The sequence below is a fragment of the Alteromonas ulvae genome (genome assembly GCF_048987005.1).
Taxonomy (GTDB): domain Bacteria; phylum Pseudomonadota; class Gammaproteobacteria; order Enterobacterales; family Alteromonadaceae; genus Alteromonas.
In genome coordinates, this window is record NZ_CP185261.1 from 2,963,110 (window position 1) to 2,983,390 (window position 20,281).

The following is a 20,281-nucleotide window of genomic DNA, read 5'->3' on the forward strand; positions in this document are numbered from 1 at the left end:
GGGATACCCGTCTTTATAGAATGTAAGCCTAGCTCTTCATGCTGGGCTTTTTTCATTTTTCAAAAACACATTTTATGAACAAGGATGAAACAACATAACACCATGGCAAAACTCGATCGTAGTCAGGTGCGGGTGCGAGGCTCTCGCGTTCACAATTTAAAAAACCTCGATGTGGATATTCCAAGAGATAAAATTGTGGCATTCACTGGAATTTCTGGCTCGGGCAAGTCCTCTCTCGCTTTCGGTACTCTTTTCGCCGAAGCCCAGCATCGCTACTTAGATTCAGTATCTCCTTATGCACGCCGATTGATAGACCAAGTTGAGACTCCCGATGTAGACAGTATTGAAGGTTTACCTCCAGCGGTGGGACTGCATCAGCAGCGAGGCGCCCCGTCAATACGCTCATCGGTAGGCAGTATTACCACTATTTCTAATACCCTGCGCATGCTGTATTCGCGGGCGGGAGAATATCCTCAAGGGCAAAGCATTGTTTATGCTAATGCTTTCTCACCGAATACTGTAGAAGGTGCCTGTGAAACATGTCACGGGATAGGTAACATATTTGATGTTACGCAAGAAAAGCTCGTGCCCGACCCTAGTCTGACAATTAGAGAAGGCGCTATTGCAGCGTGGCCTGGGGCATGGCAGGGCAAAAACTTAGTCAGAGTATTGCTATCACTTGATATTGACGTAGATGTTCCATGGACGGATTTGCCCGTGAAAAGCCAAGAGTGGATTTTATTCACCGATGAAACACCTCAAGTGCCAGTATATCGGCACTACAACTTAGCGCAGACACGTAAAGCATTCGCAGAGGGTGAACCTGCCAGCTACAAAGGAAAATTTGTTGGTGCTAGACGCTATGTGCTTGATACGTTTAAATCTACCCAGAAAGAAAAAATCAAACAGCGCATTGCAGAATATTTAGATGTGTCTATATGTCCCGGTTGCGAGGGCAAAAAACTGAAAGCTTCATCCCTTTCCGTAACAATTTGCAACCTGGATATCATCGAGTTTTCTCGTTTATCCCTTAGCGATGTAGTGACTCATTTAACCACCTTAATGAACAAGGTAGATAGTCAAAGTAACGAACGCGCCATGGTGATCCGTAATTTAGCCAGCGATATTATCGCCCGTATTACGCCTATAATATCTCTTGGCCTTGGCTACCTCTCGTTAGAGCGCAGTACAACTACCATCTCTGGTGGTGAACTGCAGCGCTTGAGGTTGGCAACTCAAATTAAATCTACATTGTTTGGTGTAGTTTACATCATGGATGAGCCCTCTTCCGGGTTGCATCCACATGACGTGGATGCACTACTTAGTGCTTTTAATGAATTGGTAGAGGCGGGAAATACGGTTTTTGTTGTAGAACATAACTTACGCGTTATACAGCATGCAGATTGGGTAGTGGATATTGGCCCACATGCAGGAGTTAATGGCGGAGAACTCCTATTCAGCGGCCCAGCTGAAATGCTTAAAGATACACCAGACTCTATAACCTCTCGCTTTTTGTTTAATGACTCTCTCGCGCTGCCTCACTACAATAGAAAACCCACGGGATGGCTTTCGCTAGCAAATATAAATAAAAACAATCTGAACGACTTTCACTGTGACTTTCCTCTTGGCACTATGACCACAGTAACTGGCGTGTCGGGCTCTGGAAAGTCGAGCCTAGTTAGCCACGCATTGGTTGAACTGGTTAAGCAAGCTATTGGCGCTGACAAATCGCAAAGTACGCCAGCAGGTGAAGACCTGAGTGAAGCAGCACTATTAAGCGGTAACGAGAAAACGCCTGTTCAAGGAACGATAACTAATGGTATAGCGCAGATTAAACGGTTAGTTGTGGTTAATCAGGCGCCAATAGGCCGAACGCCGCGTTCCAATCTAGCAACCTATACCGGCCTTTTTGACCACGTTAGAAAACTATTTGCAGCGACTGAGCTCGCGAAAAAGCGTCGCTATGACGCGGGACGCTTTTCCTTTAATACCACAAAGGGGCGTTGTGAAAATTGTGAGGGCGTAGGCTTTGTGTCGGTAGAACTGCTGTTTATGCCCAGCGTCTATTCGCCTTGCCCAGTGTGCGATACAAAACGGTACAACGAAGACACCCTTGCCGTTACCTGGAATGATTTATCGATATCAGATGTATTGTCGCTTACTGTGTCTGAAGCCCATTCCGTATTTGCTAACGAGCCACCCGTTTACCGCGCTCTTGATGCACTTCAAAAAGTGGGACTTGGCTATTTGCGCCTTGGCCAGCCTGCGACAGAGTTGTCAGGCGGAGAAGCACAAAGAATTAAACTCGCTACCGAACTAAAGCGCGCTGAAAAACAGAATACACTTTATGTGCTTGATGAGCCTACTACGGGCCTTCACCCTGCGGATATCAGTTTGTTAATGAAACACTTAAATGCATTAGTCGATGAAGGCAGTAGCGTAATAATAGTAGAGCACAATATGCAAGTAGCATCAGCGAGTGACTATGTGATTGATATCGGGCCAGGTGCAGGCCATAAAGGGGGCACGGTTGTAGCACAGGGAGCGCCTGCAGACGTGGCTAAAAACTCCGTGAGCAAAACTGCTCCGTTTTTAAAGTAATCCCTGTAAGGCCAATGTTTTAAGGTCTGGGTGTAGAAGCAGCGTTTTTTTAGCGCCCTTTTTAAGACAATCATTTCAAATAGAGGTTTGTAGAGGTATTAACCACATTTTATTTAAACGTGAGAGCAGCATTTGAATATACTCAACCTGAACAAAATAAATGCGCTCTAGACGCGTATCGCCAGACGAGACCATTAAAAAAGGAGCACTGTTTAGTAGTGCCCCTTTTAATTAAACTTGTTTTTATACGCTTTGTGCGCTTTATACGCTTTCTGCTATCGTAACGTCAGCTTCAGAGCGCAGCGCTTCTATGTACTGCTCGTACAAACGCTGCCCTTTTATCTGACCAAGACGCTCTTTAAGACTATTCCCTAATTCCGCTTCCAGTACCGGTGCCGCATTAACACCCTCTAGCTGAACTACCGCCACATCGCCATTAACTGTTGTTGCAACATCGACTCTCTTCTCACCTTCAGGAGCAAGAGTGAACAATGTCTCAACTAGTGCGGCAGCCAACGTACCGCCGTTCCTTGGTACACCGTTCGCCATTTCCCAACTAGCAGATTTTTGGGATAAAAGATCGGATACATCTTCACCAGCTCTTACTTGCACAGCAACATCTAAAGCCCACGCTTGTGCTGCTTCCCTTGCCTTAGTTGATTTTACAGATTCAGTAATACTGTCGCGCACTTCATCAAGTGCCTGAGTGCGTTGAGGTTCATGCTCAACAACGCGAACAACAACAATATTTTCATCATCTAGCTCAATAATGTCGCTGTTAAGGCGCTCTTCAACGAGTTCAGTAGAAAAAGCGTCTTCTAACAGCGCAGGAAAATTCAACTCTTCTGGCACAGTGCTGCGGCTGAACAAGGCTGTTTCTTTTACTGGAAGATTCACTGCATTCGCCGCATCTTCTAGCGTATCAGGAACTTCAAACGCAATCTCTGCCAGTGTATTTTGTAGCTCAAAATACTTTTCCATTGCTTTGTCATAAAGTAGGGAATCGCGTATGTCACTCGCCACTTCTTCAAATGATTTAGTTTGCGCTTCCTTGAGGTCAGTTAGTTTAATAATGTGAAAGCCAAAATCGGTTTCAACAATATCAGACACGTCACCGACGTTTTCTAATGCAAATGCCGCTTCATCAAATTCAGCGTCCATCATTTCGGGCGTGATAAAGTCTAAATCACCGCCATTTTCAGCAGAAAAAGTATCATCTGAGTTTTCTGACGCCAGTGCGGCAAAGTCAGCGCCACCATCAAGCTGCGCTTTGAGTCCTTCTATTTCCGCTCTTGCAGCATCAACATCATCACCTGATTCAATCAGAATATGAGAAACGCGACGCTCTTCTTCTTTACCGTAACTAGGTAAATTCGCATCGTAGTAAGTACGAACAGCATCATCGTCCACCGAAACTCTACCTTTAAGGTCTTCTACACTTAGTTTTACATAAGCAAGCTTCACTTTTTCCTCGGTATCAAAAGACGCAATATTATTGTTATAAAACGTCTCGATGTCTGCTTCAGTAATTTCTACCGAATCAGCAAAACTAGCAGCACTGACAACTGCGTATTTTGCGTCGCGAGTTTGACGTTGAAGCATATTGGCTTCTTCAACCTCGCTGTCTAGTGCAAATGCTGAAGTAGTAAGTGCAGCAGCAAGTTGATTTTGGGTCATCTGAATGCGTAGAAAGTTACGAAATTCTGTCGGAGTAAAACCATTTTGACGAAGAATAGTTTGGAAACGTTCGTTATCAAATTGACCACCAAACTGAAACTCTGACATTTGCACTATGGCTTCACGAATTTGCTCATCGCTAACACGCAAACCAATATCGGTTGCTTGCTGCTGTATGAGCTTCTCTGATATTAATCGGTCTAGTGCGCTGCGTCTAAAATTTGCCAGATATTCTTCGCTTGAAAACAGCTCTGCGACGCTCTCGCCAAACTGTGACTCCATACGTGCGCGCTGGTTTTGGTATGCACGCTCTAGTTCTTGGGCCGAGATCTCCTCGCCATTCACTGTCGCCACTGCAGACGAGCCTGGTGATGTAAGATAACTTCCTACACCAGCAAATACGAAACTCAAAACGATTAGCGCAATGATTGCCATCGCCCATGGGCCTTGAGAACCTTCTCTGATTCTTTCTAGCATGATTATTCTTCAACTCCGTTGCTTACTACTGATACCTAACTCACCCTTTCCACAAAACGAGAGAAAAAGTGCCATTGGTAAAACAAGCGATGATTATAACCTAATGCCGATGAAGATAAACAACCTAAAACACACTAATGTGTGTGTTCCAAAGACTTTATTATCGAGCTTACTCCAAGGTAAACGCTATTAACGGCGAGGTTATCAATTATGTTGTATACAAATAAAAAAGGCGATGGACTAGCCATCGCCTTTTTCTATATTTTTTGACTTAGTTACAAGCGTCTTTCAGAGCTTTACCGGCTTTGAAAGAGGGTACTTTCGCAGCTGAAATCTGAATAGTCTCACCAGTTTGTGGGTTACGGCCACTGCGAGCTGAACGTTCGCGAACTGAGAAAGTGCCAAAGCCCACTAGTGCTACTTGGTCGCCATCTTTGAGCGCCGCAGTTACTGAGTCAGTGAATGCGTCAAGTGCGCGCCCAGCAGCTGCTTTAGAAATATCTGCACCAGCAGCAATTTGGTCGATAAGTTGAGACTTGTTCACTATTTTGATCCCCTTCAATTGTTATTATACTGTTTGTTCAAAAATTGGTTTGAACGTTATAACAAGCTTGATTGTTAACATCAAGCATCTGTCACAATTAATTAACTTTTAAATTAACCGCTGCAATCCCTTTTGTGGCAAGGCTTTAAGCGATAACCATTTTAAGGTAACACAACTTTTCGGTCTTGAAAGCCCTAATTTTGAAAAAATCGGCAATTCTTTAATTTTACGTACATTTTTTAATCAAAAAGTACAAGAAAATGGCTACAACCCTTTAAAATTAAGCATTGTAGCCATTACTATTTACGATTTCCTTTCTACCTTAAAACTTTCCACTGGCTCCTGAAGTGCAATGTCGAGGACGTCATCAATCCATTTTACTGGGTGGATCGCCAAATCTTTTTTCACGTTGTCCGGAATTTCTTCCAAATCACGCTCATTATCTTTTGGAATAATTACCGTCTTGATGCCGCCTCGGTGAGCAGCTAGTAGCTTCTCTTTAAGTCCGCCTATAGCAAGTACTTCGCCGCGTAAGGTTATCTCGCCTGTCATGGCAACTTCGCACTTCACCGGGTTACCCGTTAGCGATGAAACCAGCGCGGTACACATAGCAATACCCGCACTCGGACCATCTTTGGGTGTAGCGCCCTCGGGAACATGTACGTGTATATCGCGCTTTTCATAGAAATCTTCGTTAATACGAAGTTTTTCTGCACGGCTTCGTACTACCGTCATGGCAGCCTTGATAGACTCTTGCATAACATCACCCAGAGAGCCCGTAGAAGTCATTTTTCCCTTGCCTGGTACCGACGTTGTCTCGATAGTGAGTAAATCGCCACCAACTTGGGTCCACGCCAAACCAGTGACTTGCCCAATCTGGTTGTCTTTATCAGCTTTACCGTAATCAAACCGCTGCACGCCCAAATAATCCTTTAAATTATCTTGCGTGACCGACACCTTGCCTTTGCTCTTCTTAAGAAGAATGTCTTTTACCGCTTTGCGACAAACCCTTGAAATTTCGCGTTCTAAGCTACGAACCCCCGCTTCTCTCGTGTAATAGCGAATCATGCCAATAACCGCAGAGTCGGTAATTTCAAGCTCTTTAACTTTTAAACCATTGCGCTCCATTTGCTTACCAATTAAGTGGTTTTTAGCAATGTTGAGCTTTTCATCCTCGGTATAGCCAGACAGCCGTATCACTTCCATGCGATCCAGTAACGGACCCGGAATATTCATACTGTTTGATGTAGCAACAAACATCACATCAGAGAGATCGTAATCCACTTCTAAATAGTGATCGCTGAAACTGTTGTTCTGTTCTGGATCGAGCACTTCTAACAGGGCTGATGCCGGGTCGCCACGCATGTCAGATGAGATTTTGTCGATTTCATCAAGCAAAAATAGCGGGTTTTTTACCCCAACTTTCGCCATCTTTTGCACTAGTTTGCCTGGCAAAGAGCCGATGTAAGTTCGACGATGCCCTCGAATTTCGGCCTCGTCTCTTACACCACCTAATGCCATACGCACATACTTTCTTCCAGTCGCTTTAGCTACAGACTGCCCCAGTGATGTTTTACCTACCCCTGGTGGACCCACTAGGCATAGGATAGGCCCTTTCAGTTTCTTCACTCGCTGCTGCACGGCTAGATACTCAAGAATGCGCTCTTTGACCTTCTCAAGACCGTAATGATCTTCATTAAGAACTTCTTCCGCTTTCGCCAGATCTCTTTTCACTGGAGAACGCTTGTTCCATGGAACGTTGGTTAACCACTCAATGTAGCTGCGAAGCACGGTAGCCTCTGCAGACATGGGCGACATCATCTTCAGTTTTTGAAGCTCTGACTTCGCTTTATCTTCCGCCTCTTTTGGCATTTTGGCATCAGCAATTTTTTTCGCCAGCGCCTCAAATTCATCGGGCGCATCATCAAGCTCACCTAGCTCTTTTTGAATGGCTTTCATTTGCTCATTCAAGTAATACTCGCGCTGGCTCTTTTCCATCTGCTTTTTAACGCGGGTACGAATTTTCTTTTCTACCTGCAATAAATCAATTTCGCCTTCCATCAGCGCCATCAAATATTCAAGGCGCTCATTGACACTTTGCATCTCTAATACTTTTTGCTTTTCCGACAGCTTTAGTGGCATGTGAGCCGCCATAGTGTCCGCAAGGCGAGCAGCATCTTCGATACCATTTAGTGAAGTCAGTACCTCAGGCGGGATCTTTTTATTCAGCTTTACATAGCCCTCAAACTGAGAGACCGCTGAACGAATAAGTACATCCTGCTCGCTCTCTTCAATGCCTTCATCGTTCATTTGGTCAACAGTAGCAACAAAAAAAGGGTCCGCTTGTTTGTAGCTTTCAATTTGACCACGAACACTACCTTCGACTAACACTTTCACGGTTCCATCGGGTAATTTAAGAAGCTGAAGGATTGTCGCTATGGTACCTACTGTGTAGATATCGTCAGCGTCTGGCTCATCAACACCAGCATCTTTTTGTGCTACCAAGAAAATTTGTTTGTCGTTTTCCATCGCCGCTTCCAAGCAACGGATAGATTTTTCACGCCCTACAAAAAGGGGTATGACCATATGCGGGTATACGACCACGTCCCGCAGGGCAAGCACAGGAATTTCAATGCGATTTTCACGCTCAACTGTCATACTCGTTCTCAATTTAATTACATTGTCGGTTTATATGGGGATGTAAGAGCAAAGTTCAATCAAAACTTATTAAAGTGCCTTAATTCCTTACTGTCCCTTGCTTCTGCCTTTACTTGGAACAACATTAATACGTTAAATAGCTATTATCGATTACATTGCGTCACAGTTAACAAAAGCTCACAAGAATACCATTATCGATTTTTACATTTAAGGCAATAGCAAAAGGGCTAATCTCTATCAAAGGATAGCCTTCAATGTACCGTTAGGTTAAATAACAAGCAGCTTAATAGACTTTACGTCGAATGGAGAACGTAATGCGTGTAAAAGTGGAGAAGCATGCTAGACACAAAAAAAGCCCCGAAGGGCTTTTTTCAACAAATTAGTTATTATTCAGATGCTGCTTTTTTCTCATTACTGTCGTAAATCAAAATGGGCTTAGACTCGCCGCGTATAACGGTTTCATCTATCACCACTTTACTCACATCTTCGTTAGACGGAAGATCGTACATTGTCTCTAGCAGCACTGCCTCTACAATAGACCGAAGCCCTCGAGCACCAGTTTTACGCTCCATGGCCTTTTTAGCAATGGCGTTTAAGGCATCGTCGCGGAACTCTAACTCAACATCTTCCATTGAGAAAAGCGCACCGTATTGCTTAGTTATCGCATTCTTTGGCTCGCGAAGAATTTGAATAAGTGCTTCTTCGTTTAGCTCTTCTAAGCTAGTTACAACAGGTAAGCGACCGATAAATTCTGGGATTAATCCATATTTCACCAAATCTTCCGGTTCAACTTGCTTAAACAGTTCACTTATTTGCTTGCCATTCCCTTTAGACTTAACCGTAGCACCAAAACCTATTCCCGTGTCTTTCTGAGCGCGTTGCTCAATGACTTTGTCAAGTCCTGCAAACGCACCACCACAGATAAATAAGATTTTTGATGTATCTACCTGCAAAAACTCTTGTTGAGGGTGCTTTCTTCCGCCTTGTGGGGGAACAGAAGCTACTGTGCCTTCGATAAGCTTCAACAACGCCTGCTGTACACCTTCACCGGAAACATCTCGTGTAATTGACGGATTGTCAGACTTACGCGAGATTTTGTCGATTTCATCGATGTACACAATACCACGCTGGGCTTTCTCTACATCGTAGTCGCATTTTTGTAAAAGCTTCTGAATTATATTTTCAACGTCTTCCCCCACATAACCCGCTTCAGTAAGCGTTGTGGCATCCGCCATCGTAAATGGAACGTCTAGTAATCGCGCGAGCGTCTCAGCAAGAAGCGTTTTACCGCTTCCTGTTGGACCGATAAGAAGAATATTACTCTTCCCAAGCTCCACTCCATCGTGCACGTCACCGTTGCGCAAACGTTTGTAGTGATTGTAAACCGCTACAGCAAGCACTTTCTTAGCATGCTCTTGCCCTATTACATAATCGTTGAGGTGCTCATGGATCTCGGCGGGTTTAGGTAACGCATCCTGCTTTTGCTTAGGCGCAATTTCCTTAATTTCTTCGCGAATGATATCGTTACATAACTCAACACACTCGTCGCAAATGAATACGGACGGGCCTGCTATTAACTTTCTCACTTCGTGCTGGCTTTTGCCACAAAATGAGCAGTACAGTAGCTTGTTATCACCGTCACCGCTTTGCTTATCACTCATTACTTTTGCCTCTGCCTTGCCTGAGCCGCACTTTACACAATACGGTATTTTGGCTCAGATTTACTATTACTATACTACTTCGTTGCAGCAACGTCAGACCGGTTTGCTAATACTTGGTCAACTAATCCATATTCTTTTGCATCAGATGCATTTAAGAAGTTATCACGATCAGTGTCTTTTGCCACTTTTTCGTAGTCTTGGCCTGTATGTTCAGCCATCAGGCGATTTAGTTTTTCTTTTATGTACAGAATTTCTTTCGCATGTATCTCAAAGTCTGACGCTTGGCCTTGGAATCCACCAAGAGGTTGATGAATCATCACTCGAGAATTAGGTAAGCAGTATCGCTTGCCTTTGGCCCCAGCTGACAGCAAGAATGCACCCATGCTAGCCGCTTGGCCCATACAAACTGTACTTACATCAGGCTTAATAAAGTTCATTGTATCGTAAATTGCCATACCCGCTGAAACTGAACCACCAGGAGAATTGATGTAAAGGAAAATGTCTTTCTCTGGATTTTCCGCTTCTAAGAACAGCATCTGCGCAACGATAAGGTTGGCCATGTGATCTTCAACTTGCCCCACTAAAAAAATAACGTTTTCTTTTAACAGGCGAGAATAAATGTCGTAAGAGCGCTCACCTTTAGAGGTTTGCTCTACAACCATTGGAACAAGTGCATTCATAGGGTCAAACGGAGTGTTAGTCATAACTACCTTTATTATCTAGCGTTAAAAACAAAAATGCTCGGAAGATTCCGAGCATTTAAGCAGTTGCCGACAAGTAATGTCAATCAGACAGTAAAAAATTACGCCTGTTTGTTCATTACCTCGTCAAAAGCCTTTGTTACTTCAGTAACTTTAGCTTGCTCAAGAACCCACTCTACGGCCTGTTCTTCTAGGGCAACATTTTGCATTTGCTGCATCAGCTCTTGATTATTGTTGTAGTACTCTACAACTTCACTTGGGTCTTCATACGCTGACGCCGCAGTTTCGATCATCTCTTTTACGCGTCCTTCATCAGCTTTAAGCTCATTTTGCTTAATCACTTCACCTAAGAGTAGGCCAATCGAAACACGACGTTTTGCATTGTCTGTAAATAATTCAGCAGGAAGGTCTGGAAGATTTTGACCACCGCCTTGCTGGCTAAAGCGTTGTTTAGCTTGTTCGCGAAGTGCATTTACTTCTTGATCAATAAGCGCTTGAGGGATGTCAATTTCGTTCGCTTCTACAAGCTTAGCAATAACATCTTCTTTAACTTGCGTTTTAAGCGTTTGGTTTAGTTCACGCTGCATGTTCTTGCGAACTTCTGCTTTAAGCGCGTCAACACCGCCTTCTTCAACACCGAATAGTTTTGCAAACTCTTCGTCAACTTTAGGAAGATCTAAACCTTCAACCTTTTTGACGGTAGTTTTAAATACAGCGTCTTTACCTTTCAGGTTTTCAGCGTGGTAATCTTCAGGGAAAGTGACTTCAATAGTCACTTCCTCACCCGCTTTTGCTCCAACTAATGGCTTTTCGAAACCAGGGATCATGCGGTCTTTACCAAGCTCTAACGCGAAGTCTTCAGCTTTACCGCCTTCGAACTCTTCGCCATCAATAGAGCCAACAAAGTCGATAATTACTTTGTCGTCTTTCTTCGCTTTACGCTTAACTTCTTTCCAAGTTGCGTGCTGCTTCTGAAGGGTTTCCATCATGTTATCTAAATCTTCGTCAGTAATTTCTACTACTGGCTTCTCGATTTCGATATCGCTTACACCTTTAACTTCAACTTCAGGGTAAACTTCGAAAGACGCTGTAAACTCTAAATCTTTACCATCTTCGTCTGTAGTTAAATCGAACTTCGGCATACCAGCAGGTTGAATTTTTTCTTGAATCACTGCTTGATAAAAATTTTGCTGCATGACTTCGCCAGAAACTTCTTGACGAACTGCTTGGCCGAAACGTTTTTTGATTACGCTTACTGGAACTTTGCCAGGACGAAAGCCATTGATGCGTTGCGTTTTCGCCAACTGCTGTAGACGTGACTTAACTGCTGTATCAACCGTGTTCGCAGGAACGGTGATAGTAAGACGGCGTTCTAAACCCTGGGTCGTCTCGACTGAAACTTGCATTATATTACCTCAACTATACGCCTTTTCAGGCGTTTTGTTTTCAATCCCCTCTCCCGTCATGCTAAATAAGCACATCACTCGGGGAAGAGGTCGTTAAAAATTGTTTATGAGTTCAAAGTTGCCAATATTCAAATACCAATTAATTTATACATAAATCGGTACTCAAGCGTAATAAACGCAACTTGAAATAAACGTATTGGTTAAAAAAAGACGCGGTAGTATACAGCCGCACTCTTTCAGAGTCGAGGGCCAAAAACAAGCTTTTAATACGGTTTTGTACGATAAACGTGCAGAAAGCCAGAAATATTGACGGTTTTCGGCGCTATAGAAGACTGTAAATAAGGCGATTAAAATGCACTGAAGGAAAAGACAAAAAAGTGGTCGGTGAGACAGGATTTGAACCTGCGACCCCTTGTACCCAAAACAAGTGCGCTACCAAGCTGCGCCACTCACCGACAATAGTAGTACTGAAAAGCTTTATAAAAGCCTGAAGTATGGTGCGGAAGGAGAGACTTGAACTCTCACGCCGTGAAGCACTGGAACCTAAATCCAGCGTGTCTACCAATTCCACCACTCCCGCGAAAAAGTGGGGTGGACGATGGGACTTGAACCCACGACAACCGGAATCACAATCCGGGGCTCTACCAACTGAGCTACGCCCACCACTGAGGTGTATATACAGTTTACATGCGAATTGATAAACATGTAAACGAAAGATTCTTCCCTTGAAGTCAGGACCTACCTGACCCGCATGGCGCGCCCGGCAGGATTCGAACCTGCGACCCACGGCTTAGAAGGCCGTTGCTCTATCCAGCTGAGCTACGGGCGCTCGACGAATCTTTTTTCTTTACAAACGTGTCTGTAAAGGAATGGTCGGTGAGACAGGATTTGAACCTGCGACCCCTTGTACCCAAAACAAGTGCGCTACCAAGCTGCGCCACTCACCGCCTGCGTAATGGCTTTAGAAGCGTTTTGCCTCTGTGCCTTTACGGGGTGCGAATATTACTGACTTGCCCCCACCTCGTCAAACACTTTTTTAAATAAAAAAAACAACCGCTCACAAAGCGTGCATTATTGTGTTTTTTTATACAACCTGTATGCTTTTTAATCGAAATTTAAAGCATTTGGCGTTAGCTTACAGTGTAACCATACTCAAGAGTGAATAGCTCGTACTTAAAGGAAGCCAAATTGAGAAATAAGTTATTTAAGTTTCACTGAGGACGCGTTCGTCTAAAATAAGCGATTAAGTAAAAATGTAAGTAATCGCCATAAGCATACGTCTTTAGTCAAAAGCTCGGTTTTACCTTTATATTAGGCTGGTTTCACATATTGGTTTTGTGAAACAATAAGTACCACTCATTAATTACTCTTTGAATTTGTGTCTATGACTGCTCACCTTATCGACGGCAAATTAATTGCCAAACACGTTCGCCAACATGTTGCCTCTTATGTAGCTTCGCTAATTCAGGCAAAAAAACGCCAACCAGGGCTCGCTGTAGTGCTGGTAGGAAGCGATGCGGCATCACAAGTCTATGTCTCGAATAAGCGCAAAGCCTGTGAAGAAGTTGGATTCATCTCACGATCTTTTGATCTACCCGCAGATACTACAGAGGACACGTTGCTCAATGTAATCGACGATTTAAACAACGATAAAGAGATTGATGGCATATTGGTACAGCTACCCTTGCCGGCAGGGCTAAACGCAGAGCGCGTGTTGGAGCGCATCCATCCTCATAAAGACGTTGACGGATTTCATCCTTATAATATAGGTCGTCTAGCACAGCGAATTCCGGCGCTTCGTCCATGCACCCCCAAAGGCATAATGACGATGATTGAATCAACGAAACGCCCAGTGAAAGGCTTAGACGCGGTAATCGTTGGTGCGTCAAACATTGTTGGTCGCCCAATGAGCCTTGAATTATTGCTAGCAGGTTGTACAGCGACCACTTGCCATAAGTTCACGCAAGACCTAAAGAGCCACGTTCAACGGGCTGACCTGCTTGTCGTTGCCGTGGGTAAGCCTAATTTCATTCCCGGTAGCTGGATAAAGCCCGGGGCTATTGTCATTGATGTGGGCATTAATCGTTTAAGCGATGGCTCGTTGATTGGTGATGTGGAATTTGAGCAAGCCAAAGAACGTGCCGGTTGGATAACCCCTGTTCCTGGAGGTGTTGGCCCGATGACGGTCGCAAGTCTTATTGAAAACACACTGGAAGCTTACGTAAAGTATCATTCTTAGCAGCACTACTGCGCAAGTTTCGCATCGCATACGACCTATGCGATGCTTTTAAGAAATGCCTTAACGTAGCGCTTCATAGAATGGCCTAGCTTATAGCTGGGTGTTTTCTTACAGCACACTCTTACAAACTTGATTGCTTCTTTACACTTGAGGCACATATTAGCGAACAGTGATATTTGATGAAACCAGTTGAATCTTCGGGCGCTAAACAAGCGACAAAGCACTCTAATGATGAGAGCTCCGCTAACGAGCAATCTAACGGCAACCACGCACACTACATAGAGGCCACTATGCAGTGGGTTGATGATATTGTTATTCACCATAACTTTTGCCCATTCGCGTCCTTCGTAAGAACGCCTAATCAAATTTATTGCTGTGTCATTGCAGGTAATACCGGAGATGTATTAGAAGCACTTTTTGAGGAATTGAAGCGCTTAGATAATGCTGACAATATTGCAACAACCCTAATGATCCTTTCAGATACGTCTTTCGCAGACTTTAGTGAATACTTGGATGTGTTGGCCATTGCGGAAGCCATGCTTCACGACTGGGGCTTTTCAGAGCGTTATCAGCTCGCTAGCTTTCATCCAAAGTATGTTTTCGAGGGCAACAGCATTGATGACTCTGAGAATTATACTAACCGTTCGCCTTACCCGCTATTACACATAATTCGCGAGAGCGACATTACTCGCTATATGAAAAACGAAGAAGATGCGCAAAAGATCTATACCCACAATATTGCAAAAGCCAAAGAGCTTGGCTGTCCTTACTTTGAAACAACGTTGGCGTCCATCAAAAAAGCAAAGAACAACAAAGACTCAACGATATGACAATAAAAGATGAATTCCGCATCAACGCAATCGCTACCATAGCAACGCCATTTAAACAAAAATTTGCTATACCTCGGCAAGCCAACCTAAGTGCAGCGAAAGGCATTATTTCCTTCAACAATGGTTTTGACGACATCAATATGCTTAAAGGCATCGACGGTTTCAGCCATCTTTGGCTACTATTTATATTCAACCAAACCATGGAACGAGGCTGGAAGCATACGGTAAAAGCACCTCGTTTGGGCGGCAATGCCACTATGGGGGTATTTGCAACGCGAAGTACCCATAGGCCCAATTCTATCGGTATGTCGGTAGTGAAAAATAACGGTATTCATACGATTGATAACAAAACAAGATTAGTCGTTGAAGGCGTAGACTTGGTAGACGGCACCCCCATTATTGATATAAAACCTTACCTACCCTATGCCGACAGTATTCAAAACGCCACCGATAGCCTTCACCAAATGCGCCCAATACCGCAGCGACCGGTAAAATTTTGTGAAACGATAGAAACACAACTTGCGAAAGCCTGTGCTCATCACAGCGATTTTGAACTCATAGTGCGCGAAGTTCTAGCCCAAGATCCTCGCCCCGCCTATAAGCAAAACACAGATAGTGATGATAAAACCTATAAGGTGGCGCTTTACGATCGGGACATAGAATTCGTGGTAACGGATGGCATTATTGTCGTGACACAGATAAATACAATATAAAACACTCAGTATGTAGCGTAATGCCTCGTACTTAATTAGAATAGATAAGATTAATATTTATTTACAGGAAAACGGTTTTACATGCGCACTAGTCAATATTTGCTCGCCACGCAAAAAGAAACACCTGCAGATGCAGAGGTTATCAGCCACCAGCTAATGCTAAGAGCTGGTATGATCAGAAAGCTAGCGTCGGGGTTGTATAATTGGCTTCCTTCGGGCCTTCGCGTTCTCAACAAAGTAGCGAATGTTGTTCGTGAAGAAATGAATAAGGCCGGTGCCATTGAAATGCTAATGCCTGTTGTTCAACCTGCCGACCTCTGGGAGGAGTCTGGTCGCTGGGAAGAGTACGGCCCTGAACTACTGCGTGTTAAAGACCGTCATCAGCGAGATTTCGTATTAGGCCCCACCCACGAGGAAGTGATTACTGCCCTCGTACGCAATGAAGTTAGCAGTTATAAGCAACTACCGCTAAATCTGTATCAAATTCAAACTAAGTTTCGCGATGAAGTTCGCCCTCGCTTTGGCATCATGCGAGGCCGCGAGTTTTTGATGAAAGACGCCTATAGTTTTCACTTAGAAGATGCTTGCTTAGAAGCTACTTACCAAAAAATGCACGATGCCTACAGCAATATTTTTACTCGTTTGGGGTTGGATTTTCGGGCTGTGATTGCCGACTCAGGCTCAATTGGTGGTAACCATTCCCATGAGTTTCATGTATTGGCAGACTCAGGTGAAGACGCCATTGCCTTCTCTAATCAGAGTAATTATGCGGCCAATGTAGAAATGGCACCCGCTGTTGCGCCACAGAAGGCACACCCCTCTGGCGCAGCACAACAACAACAGGAGGTAAAAGGCACCTCTCTTGAAGAGATTCTACAAAGTGCGAGTGCCACAGCGAGTAATGCAGTAAAAGTTGTTGTGGTAAAAGCGGCAAGTAGTGTAGATAACGCTTTCAGCGTTAATGACTCAGTTGAAACAAGTGACAGCAAGGCTGGTAACGCTCACGATGATGCGTGGATAGCGCTTGTTTTGCGCGCAGACCATACATTAAACGATGTAAAGGCTGAAAAGATAGCAAACGTTGCAGTACCATTAGTTCAGGCATCCGCCGACAAAGCAACTCAGGTATTAGGGGTATCACCATTTTTTGCAGACGTGACCAATCTTGATATCCCTGCCTATGTTGATTTTGCCGCGGCAGCGCTGGCAGATTTTACCTGCGGGGCTGGTCACGAGAACACTCTAGCTACTAACGTAAACTGGACCGACGAGGTCAATGCGGTGGATATTCGTAACGTGGTAGCTGGCGATATATCGCCTGATGGTAAGGGCACACTCGATATTAAACGGGGTATCGAGGTTGGTCACATTTTCCAGCTTGGCAGAAAGTACTCTGAAGCAATGAACTGCGGTGTGTTAAGTGAAACCGGCAAACATCAAACTCTGACAATGGGCTGCTATGGTATTGGTGTATCTCGTATTGTTGCCGCTGCTATAGAGCAAAACCATGACAAATTCGGTATAAAATGGCCTGACGCTATCGCACCTTTTAAGGTAGCGGTTATTCCCATGAACATGCACAAATCTCATCGCATAAAGGAAACGGCGGAAGCCCTTTATCAAGAACTCTTAGCCCTTGGTGTAGATGTACTTTTTGATGATAGAAAAGAGCGGCCAGGTGTCATGTTTAATGACATGGAATTAATTGGTATACCTCATAGTATTGTTATCGGCGAAAGAAATTTGGATAATCAACAAGTTGAATACAAGAATAGAAGAACTGGCGATAAACAGTTATTAGATCTCAGTGCCGCTAAAGATTTTATAGCCGCGCTCTAACTTTTGGCGTAGCCCAAACATGTAAAGGATGGGGTCGGTGTATGCGGTTAACATTTTATGGCGTGAGAGGTTCAGTTCCGACTCCAGGAGCCGCGTTTGTTCGCTATGGCGGCAACACGGCTTGCGTGCACATTGAGCTTGAGGATGGTACCGATATCGTCCTCGATTCAGGCACGGGTATTCGCTTACTGAGCCCTCAACTCATTCAAAAAACATCACCTATTAATATTCTACTTAGCCACAATCATTGGGACCATATTCAGGGTTTTCCCTTTTTCACGCCGATATATCAAAGAGACAGAGAAATAAATATCTTTCCGGGCCAGACGAACCTCGATGAGCCAGACCAAATACTTCGCCAAATGGAAGGCTCGTTGTTTCCAGTTCCTCGGTGTGCTTTGCACGCTAAAATAAACATTCATCAGCTACCAGCAGAGCAAGAAAATTTTACTGTTGGTAGTGCGAATATAAAGCGTATACCAATGAATCACCCCGGCAGGGGAAGCGCCTATTGCATTGAAGCCGATGGATGCAAAATAGCTTACATTACTGACAACGAGCTTTATCCTCCCTATAAAAAAGAAACAGATTTTCAAACATTTGCAGTCTTTGCTAGCAATGCAGATCTATTGATACACGACGCTCAATACATGGGCTCAGATATGCCGGCTAAAAATGGCTGGGGTCACTCTGTTGCTGAAGAAGCAGTGAAACTTGCTATGGCAAGTAATGTTAAACAGCTTGCTTTATACAGCCACGATCCTGAGCGTACTGATGACGACATAGATTTTATAGTTGCACACTGTAACGACTTCGTTGTTGCTGCTGAATCCCCGCTGAACATATTTGCTTCGTCTGAAGGTCAAACACTGGACTTTAACAAGCGTTAATTTTTAATATAGTTTAACTCCTTAGGTTAGAGTGCTGACACTGGAATTAAAACACAACACGGAGAGTGAAAGGTGAATTTGAAGCCTTTGTTTTTGTTAATTACATTTACGTACATTTTACTAGCTGCGTTTCCCCTTGCGTTTGCGCAAGAATCAGTCAATAGTGACGAACAATCAGCATCTGATGTCGCTAGAGATGACGACGAATCTGATTTATCTTCGGCTATTGAAGAAGGTATTGAAGTGATCGATATTATTAAACGGGATACCACCACACAAAGTGCTCTCGACCAACGATTAGAGGCAGATAAAGAAGCCCTTGATAATGTGTTTGCTTTTACACAGCATCGTCAAAACTATCTGCTTCCCTTTACCCACATAAAAAACCCTAACCCCGATGGTAATCAGGATTTAACAGAAGAAAACGTCGACCACAAGGAAGCTAAATTTCAACTCAGTATGAAACTCCCCCTATATTTAGAGGATACCGGTTTTGATGGGCTTTATTTTGGTTTTACCCTCACCTCATTTTGGCAAGTGTATAACAGCGAAGTATCGAAGCCATTTCGCGAAACCAACTATGAACCCGAGGTCTTTTGGCAAAAAACTGGCGACTATTCAGTATTAGGCTATAAGTTCAATGCGTTTCAAGTAGGGTTCAACCATATGTCGAATGGCCAAAGTGGACTTCTCTCCCGCAGTTGGAATCGCATATTTGCGTCTATCGTTTTTAGCGATGATGAGGATATATATTACTTAAAAACGTGGTATCGGGTACCCGAAGACGAAAAAGAGGACCCTCTCGATCCCAGCGGTGACGACAACCCTGACATCGAAGACTTTTATGGTCGCTTTGAGTTTGGGTATGGCCGCAGAGTAGGCGCGTTCGAAATGCTGGCGTTAATCAGGAATAATTTGGATCCAGATGACAACAGAGGGAGTTTTCAACTCGATGTGACCTATCCAATAACAGAGCGCTATGAATTGTTGGTCCAATATTTCAATGGCTATGGCGACTCGCTTATAGACTACAATCGCTCGCAGGAACGCATCGGTATCGGTTTTCAACTCAAATTTTTATAACCCCCGTTGGCCCCTTGTTAAGCAATATTGTTAGCTATCTGTGCGCAGAGGGAGAAACTATTTGATAACACCTGCGGCGCGATACAGTTGGATATGCACATCCACCAGCGCCGCAATGTCACGTTGATATCCGCCGCCTATGACCGCAGCGATTGGAAGCCCTTCCCGCGCTGCTAAGTCGAAAATCGTTTTATCTCTGTTATACACGCCCTGCGTTGAAATATTTAATAGCCCTAAATCATCGTTAATGTGCACGTCTACACCTGCATCGTAGATAATAGCGTCGGGCTGGAATTGGCGAAAAGCGAGGGTTATAGCCTGCTCCAACGTGGTTAGATATTCATCGTCCTCGGCCCCTTTAGGTAGGCCGATATCAATATTGGATACCTGCTTTCTGTGGGGGAAGTTTTTTTCACCATGAAGAGATAACGTAAAGATATCATCATCATTTTCGGCAAGCTTGGCGGTGCCGTCGCCTTGGTGCACATCTAAATCGATAATAAGTACGTTGTCGATGCCAGCATGAGACTGCATCGCTTTCGCCGCTAAATACAAATCGTTAAACAAACAAAAGCCCGAGCCAAAATCGGCGAAGGCGTGATGATAACCGCCGGTCAAATTCAAGGCTTTGCCGGTCTCTATGGCGAGATTAGCCGTTTGGATTGTTCCGGCAACTGCAATGCGCGTGCGCGCTATGAGTTGCTCAGACCAAGGAAATCCAATTCGCCGCATTGCCTTTTTATCAAGGGTACCTGTGGTGAGTTGCTCTACATATTCAGGTGAGTAAAAACGCGTTAACGCTTCATCATTGACTGGCGTTGGAATGGTAAAGCGGGATAAGCAAATTCCACGTGCAACTAGCTCATCTCTAATCCCCACATACTTCTCAATTGGAAACCGATGCCGGTCTGGCAATGAGAGTTGGCTATAGATGGGATGGAATACTAGGGGTATCATGAAAT

At 44.1% G+C, this 20,281-nt stretch carries 14 protein-coding genes and 5 tRNA genes; 7 read left to right on the forward strand and 12 right to left on the reverse strand.

The annotated features are described in order from the left end of the window. Nucleotides 1-84: 84 nt before the first annotated feature. Nucleotides 85-2,601 carry an excinuclease ABC subunit A gene (locus ACOJR9_RS13005; RefSeq protein ID WP_420933376.1) on the forward strand — a complete coding sequence of 839 codons (2,517 nt, stop codon included), beginning with the start codon at nt 85-87 and terminating at the stop codon, nt 2,599-2,601. A 261-nt stretch (nt 2,602-2,862) separates the two neighbouring features. Here the strand turns inward: ACOJR9_RS13005 and ACOJR9_RS13010 are convergent, their stop codons facing one another. The 11 genes from ACOJR9_RS13010 to ACOJR9_RS13060 all read right to left on the reverse strand — a co-directional run bounded on the left by ACOJR9_RS13010 (nt 2,863) and on the right by ACOJR9_RS13060 (nt 12,672). Then, nucleotides 2,863-4,755 carry a SurA N-terminal domain-containing protein gene (locus ACOJR9_RS13010; protein WP_420933377.1) on the reverse strand — a complete coding sequence of 631 codons (1,893 nt, stop codon included), beginning with the start codon at nt 4,753-4,755 and terminating at the stop codon, nt 2,863-2,865. 271 nt (nt 4,756-5,026) lie between these two features. Continuing rightward, the gene (gene hupB / locus ACOJR9_RS13015; protein ID WP_012518978.1) at nt 5,027-5,299 is read right to left on the reverse strand and encodes a nucleoid-associated protein HU-beta; all 273 of its coding nucleotides are present in this window, start codon (nt 5,297-5,299) and stop codon (nt 5,027-5,029) included. 303 nt (nt 5,300-5,602) lie between these two features. Continuing rightward, nucleotides 5,603-7,957, reverse strand: a complete 2,355-nt coding sequence (lon, locus tag ACOJR9_RS13020) for an endopeptidase La (protein ID WP_420933378.1) — start codon at nt 7,955-7,957, stop codon at nt 5,603-5,605. Nucleotides 7,958-8,343: 386 nt separating this feature from the next. Continuing rightward, on the reverse strand, nt 8,344-9,618 hold the full coding sequence (clpX, locus tag ACOJR9_RS13025; RefSeq protein WP_420933379.1) for an ATP-dependent protease ATP-binding subunit ClpX: 1,275 nt from the start codon (nt 9,616-9,618) through the stop codon (nt 8,344-8,346). 74 nt (nt 9,619-9,692) lie between these two features. Beyond that, nucleotides 9,693-10,322, reverse strand: a complete 630-nt coding sequence (gene clpP, locus ACOJR9_RS13030; RefSeq protein WP_071980133.1) for an ATP-dependent Clp endopeptidase proteolytic subunit ClpP — start codon at nt 10,320-10,322, stop codon at nt 9,693-9,695. A 98-nt stretch (nt 10,323-10,420) separates the two neighbouring features. Then, nucleotides 10,421-11,725: a trigger factor gene (gene tig, locus ACOJR9_RS13035; RefSeq protein WP_420933380.1), complete on the reverse strand. Its 1,305-nt coding sequence runs from the start codon at nt 11,723-11,725 to the stop codon at nt 10,421-10,423. Between the two features lie 378 nt (nt 11,726-12,103). Further along, a tRNA-Pro gene (locus ACOJR9_RS13040) sits at nt 12,104-12,180 on the reverse strand. A gap of 40 nt (nt 12,181-12,220) precedes the next feature. Then, nucleotides 12,221-12,305: transfer RNA gene (locus ACOJR9_RS13045), tRNA-Leu, on the reverse strand. 7 nt (nt 12,306-12,312) lie between these two features. Further along, a tRNA-His gene (locus ACOJR9_RS13050) sits at nt 12,313-12,388 on the reverse strand. Nucleotides 12,389-12,477: 89 nt separating this feature from the next. After that, nucleotides 12,478-12,554: transfer RNA gene (locus tag ACOJR9_RS13055), tRNA-Arg, on the reverse strand. A 41-nt stretch (nt 12,555-12,595) separates the two neighbouring features. Next, nucleotides 12,596-12,672: transfer RNA gene (locus ACOJR9_RS13060), tRNA-Pro, on the reverse strand. A 437-nt stretch (nt 12,673-13,109) separates the two neighbouring features. Here ACOJR9_RS13060 and folD point away from each other — a divergent pair. The 6 genes from folD to ACOJR9_RS13090 all read left to right on the forward strand — a co-directional run bounded on the left by folD (nt 13,110) and on the right by ACOJR9_RS13090 (nt 19,319). Then, nucleotides 13,110-13,964, forward strand: a complete 855-nt coding sequence (gene folD / locus ACOJR9_RS13065) for a bifunctional methylenetetrahydrofolate dehydrogenase/methenyltetrahydrofolate cyclohydrolase FolD (RefSeq protein WP_420933381.1) — start codon at nt 13,110-13,112, stop codon at nt 13,962-13,964. Between the two features lie 179 nt (nt 13,965-14,143). Next, nucleotides 14,144-14,794 carry a DUF1415 domain-containing protein gene (locus tag ACOJR9_RS13070; protein ID WP_420933382.1) on the forward strand — a complete coding sequence of 217 codons (651 nt, stop codon included), beginning with the start codon at nt 14,144-14,146 and terminating at the stop codon, nt 14,792-14,794. Continuing rightward, complete coding sequence (gene tsaA / locus ACOJR9_RS13075) at nt 14,791-15,507, forward strand: tRNA (N6-threonylcarbamoyladenosine(37)-N6)-methyltransferase TrmO (RefSeq protein ID WP_420933383.1); 717 nt, start codon at nt 14,791-14,793, stop codon at nt 15,505-15,507. The genes ACOJR9_RS13070 and tsaA overlap by 4 nt, the downstream gene beginning before the upstream one ends. 81 nt (nt 15,508-15,588) lie before the next feature. Further along, nucleotides 15,589-17,346, forward strand: coding sequence for a proline--tRNA ligase (locus tag ACOJR9_RS13080; RefSeq protein ID WP_420933384.1), 1,758 nt, complete (start codon nt 15,589-15,591; stop codon nt 17,344-17,346). Between the two features lie 41 nt (nt 17,347-17,387). Then, on the forward strand, nt 17,388-18,236 hold the full coding sequence (locus tag ACOJR9_RS13085; protein WP_420933385.1) for an MBL fold metallo-hydrolase: 849 nt from the start codon (nt 17,388-17,390) through the stop codon (nt 18,234-18,236). A 72-nt stretch (nt 18,237-18,308) separates the two neighbouring features. After that, nucleotides 18,309-19,319 carry a phospholipase A gene (locus ACOJR9_RS13090; protein WP_420933386.1) on the forward strand — a complete coding sequence of 337 codons (1,011 nt, stop codon included), beginning with the start codon at nt 18,309-18,311 and terminating at the stop codon, nt 19,317-19,319. 57 nt (nt 19,320-19,376) lie between these two features. Here the strand turns inward: ACOJR9_RS13090 and ACOJR9_RS13095 are convergent, their stop codons facing one another. Then, on the reverse strand, nt 19,377-20,276 hold the full coding sequence (locus ACOJR9_RS13095; RefSeq protein ID WP_420933387.1) for a histone deacetylase: 900 nt from the start codon (nt 20,274-20,276) through the stop codon (nt 19,377-19,379). Nucleotides 20,277-20,281 lie beyond the last annotated feature (5 nt).

Bases quoted from the DNA above. Each gene is read 5' to 3' on its own strand.
- ACOJR9_RS13005 (WP_420933376.1), top strand. From the start codon at position 85: ATGAAACAACATAACACCATGGCAAAACTCGATCGTAGTCAGGTGCGG.
- ACOJR9_RS13010 (WP_420933377.1), bottom strand. From the start codon at position 4,755: ATGCTAGAAAGAATCAGAGAAGGTTCTCAAGGCCCATGGGCGATGGCA.
- lon (WP_420933378.1), bottom strand. From the start codon at position 7,957: ATGACAGTTGAGCGTGAAAATCGCATTGAAATTCCTGTGCTTGCCCTG.
- clpX (WP_420933379.1), bottom strand. From the start codon at position 9,618: ATGAGTGATAAGCAAAGCGGTGACGGTGATAACAAGCTACTGTACTGC.
- clpP (WP_071980133.1), bottom strand. From the start codon at position 10,322: ATGACTAACACTCCGTTTGACCCTATGAATGCACTTGTTCCAATGGTT.
- tig (WP_420933380.1), bottom strand. From the start codon at position 11,725: ATGCAAGTTTCAGTCGAGACGACCCAGGGTTTAGAACGCCGTCTTACT.
- folD (WP_420933381.1), top strand. From the start codon at position 13,110: ATGACTGCTCACCTTATCGACGGCAAATTAATTGCCAAACACGTTCGC.
- ACOJR9_RS13070 (WP_420933382.1), top strand. From the start codon at position 14,144: ATGAAACCAGTTGAATCTTCGGGCGCTAAACAAGCGACAAAGCACTCT.
- tsaA (WP_420933383.1), top strand. From the start codon at position 14,791: ATGACAATAAAAGATGAATTCCGCATCAACGCAATCGCTACCATAGCA.
- ACOJR9_RS13080 (WP_420933384.1), top strand. From the start codon at position 15,589: ATGCGCACTAGTCAATATTTGCTCGCCACGCAAAAAGAAACACCTGCA.
- ACOJR9_RS13085 (WP_420933385.1), top strand. From the start codon at position 17,388: ATGCGGTTAACATTTTATGGCGTGAGAGGTTCAGTTCCGACTCCAGGA.
- ACOJR9_RS13095 (WP_420933387.1), bottom strand. From the start codon at position 20,276: ATGATACCCCTAGTATTCCATCCCATCTATAGCCAACTCTCATTGCCA.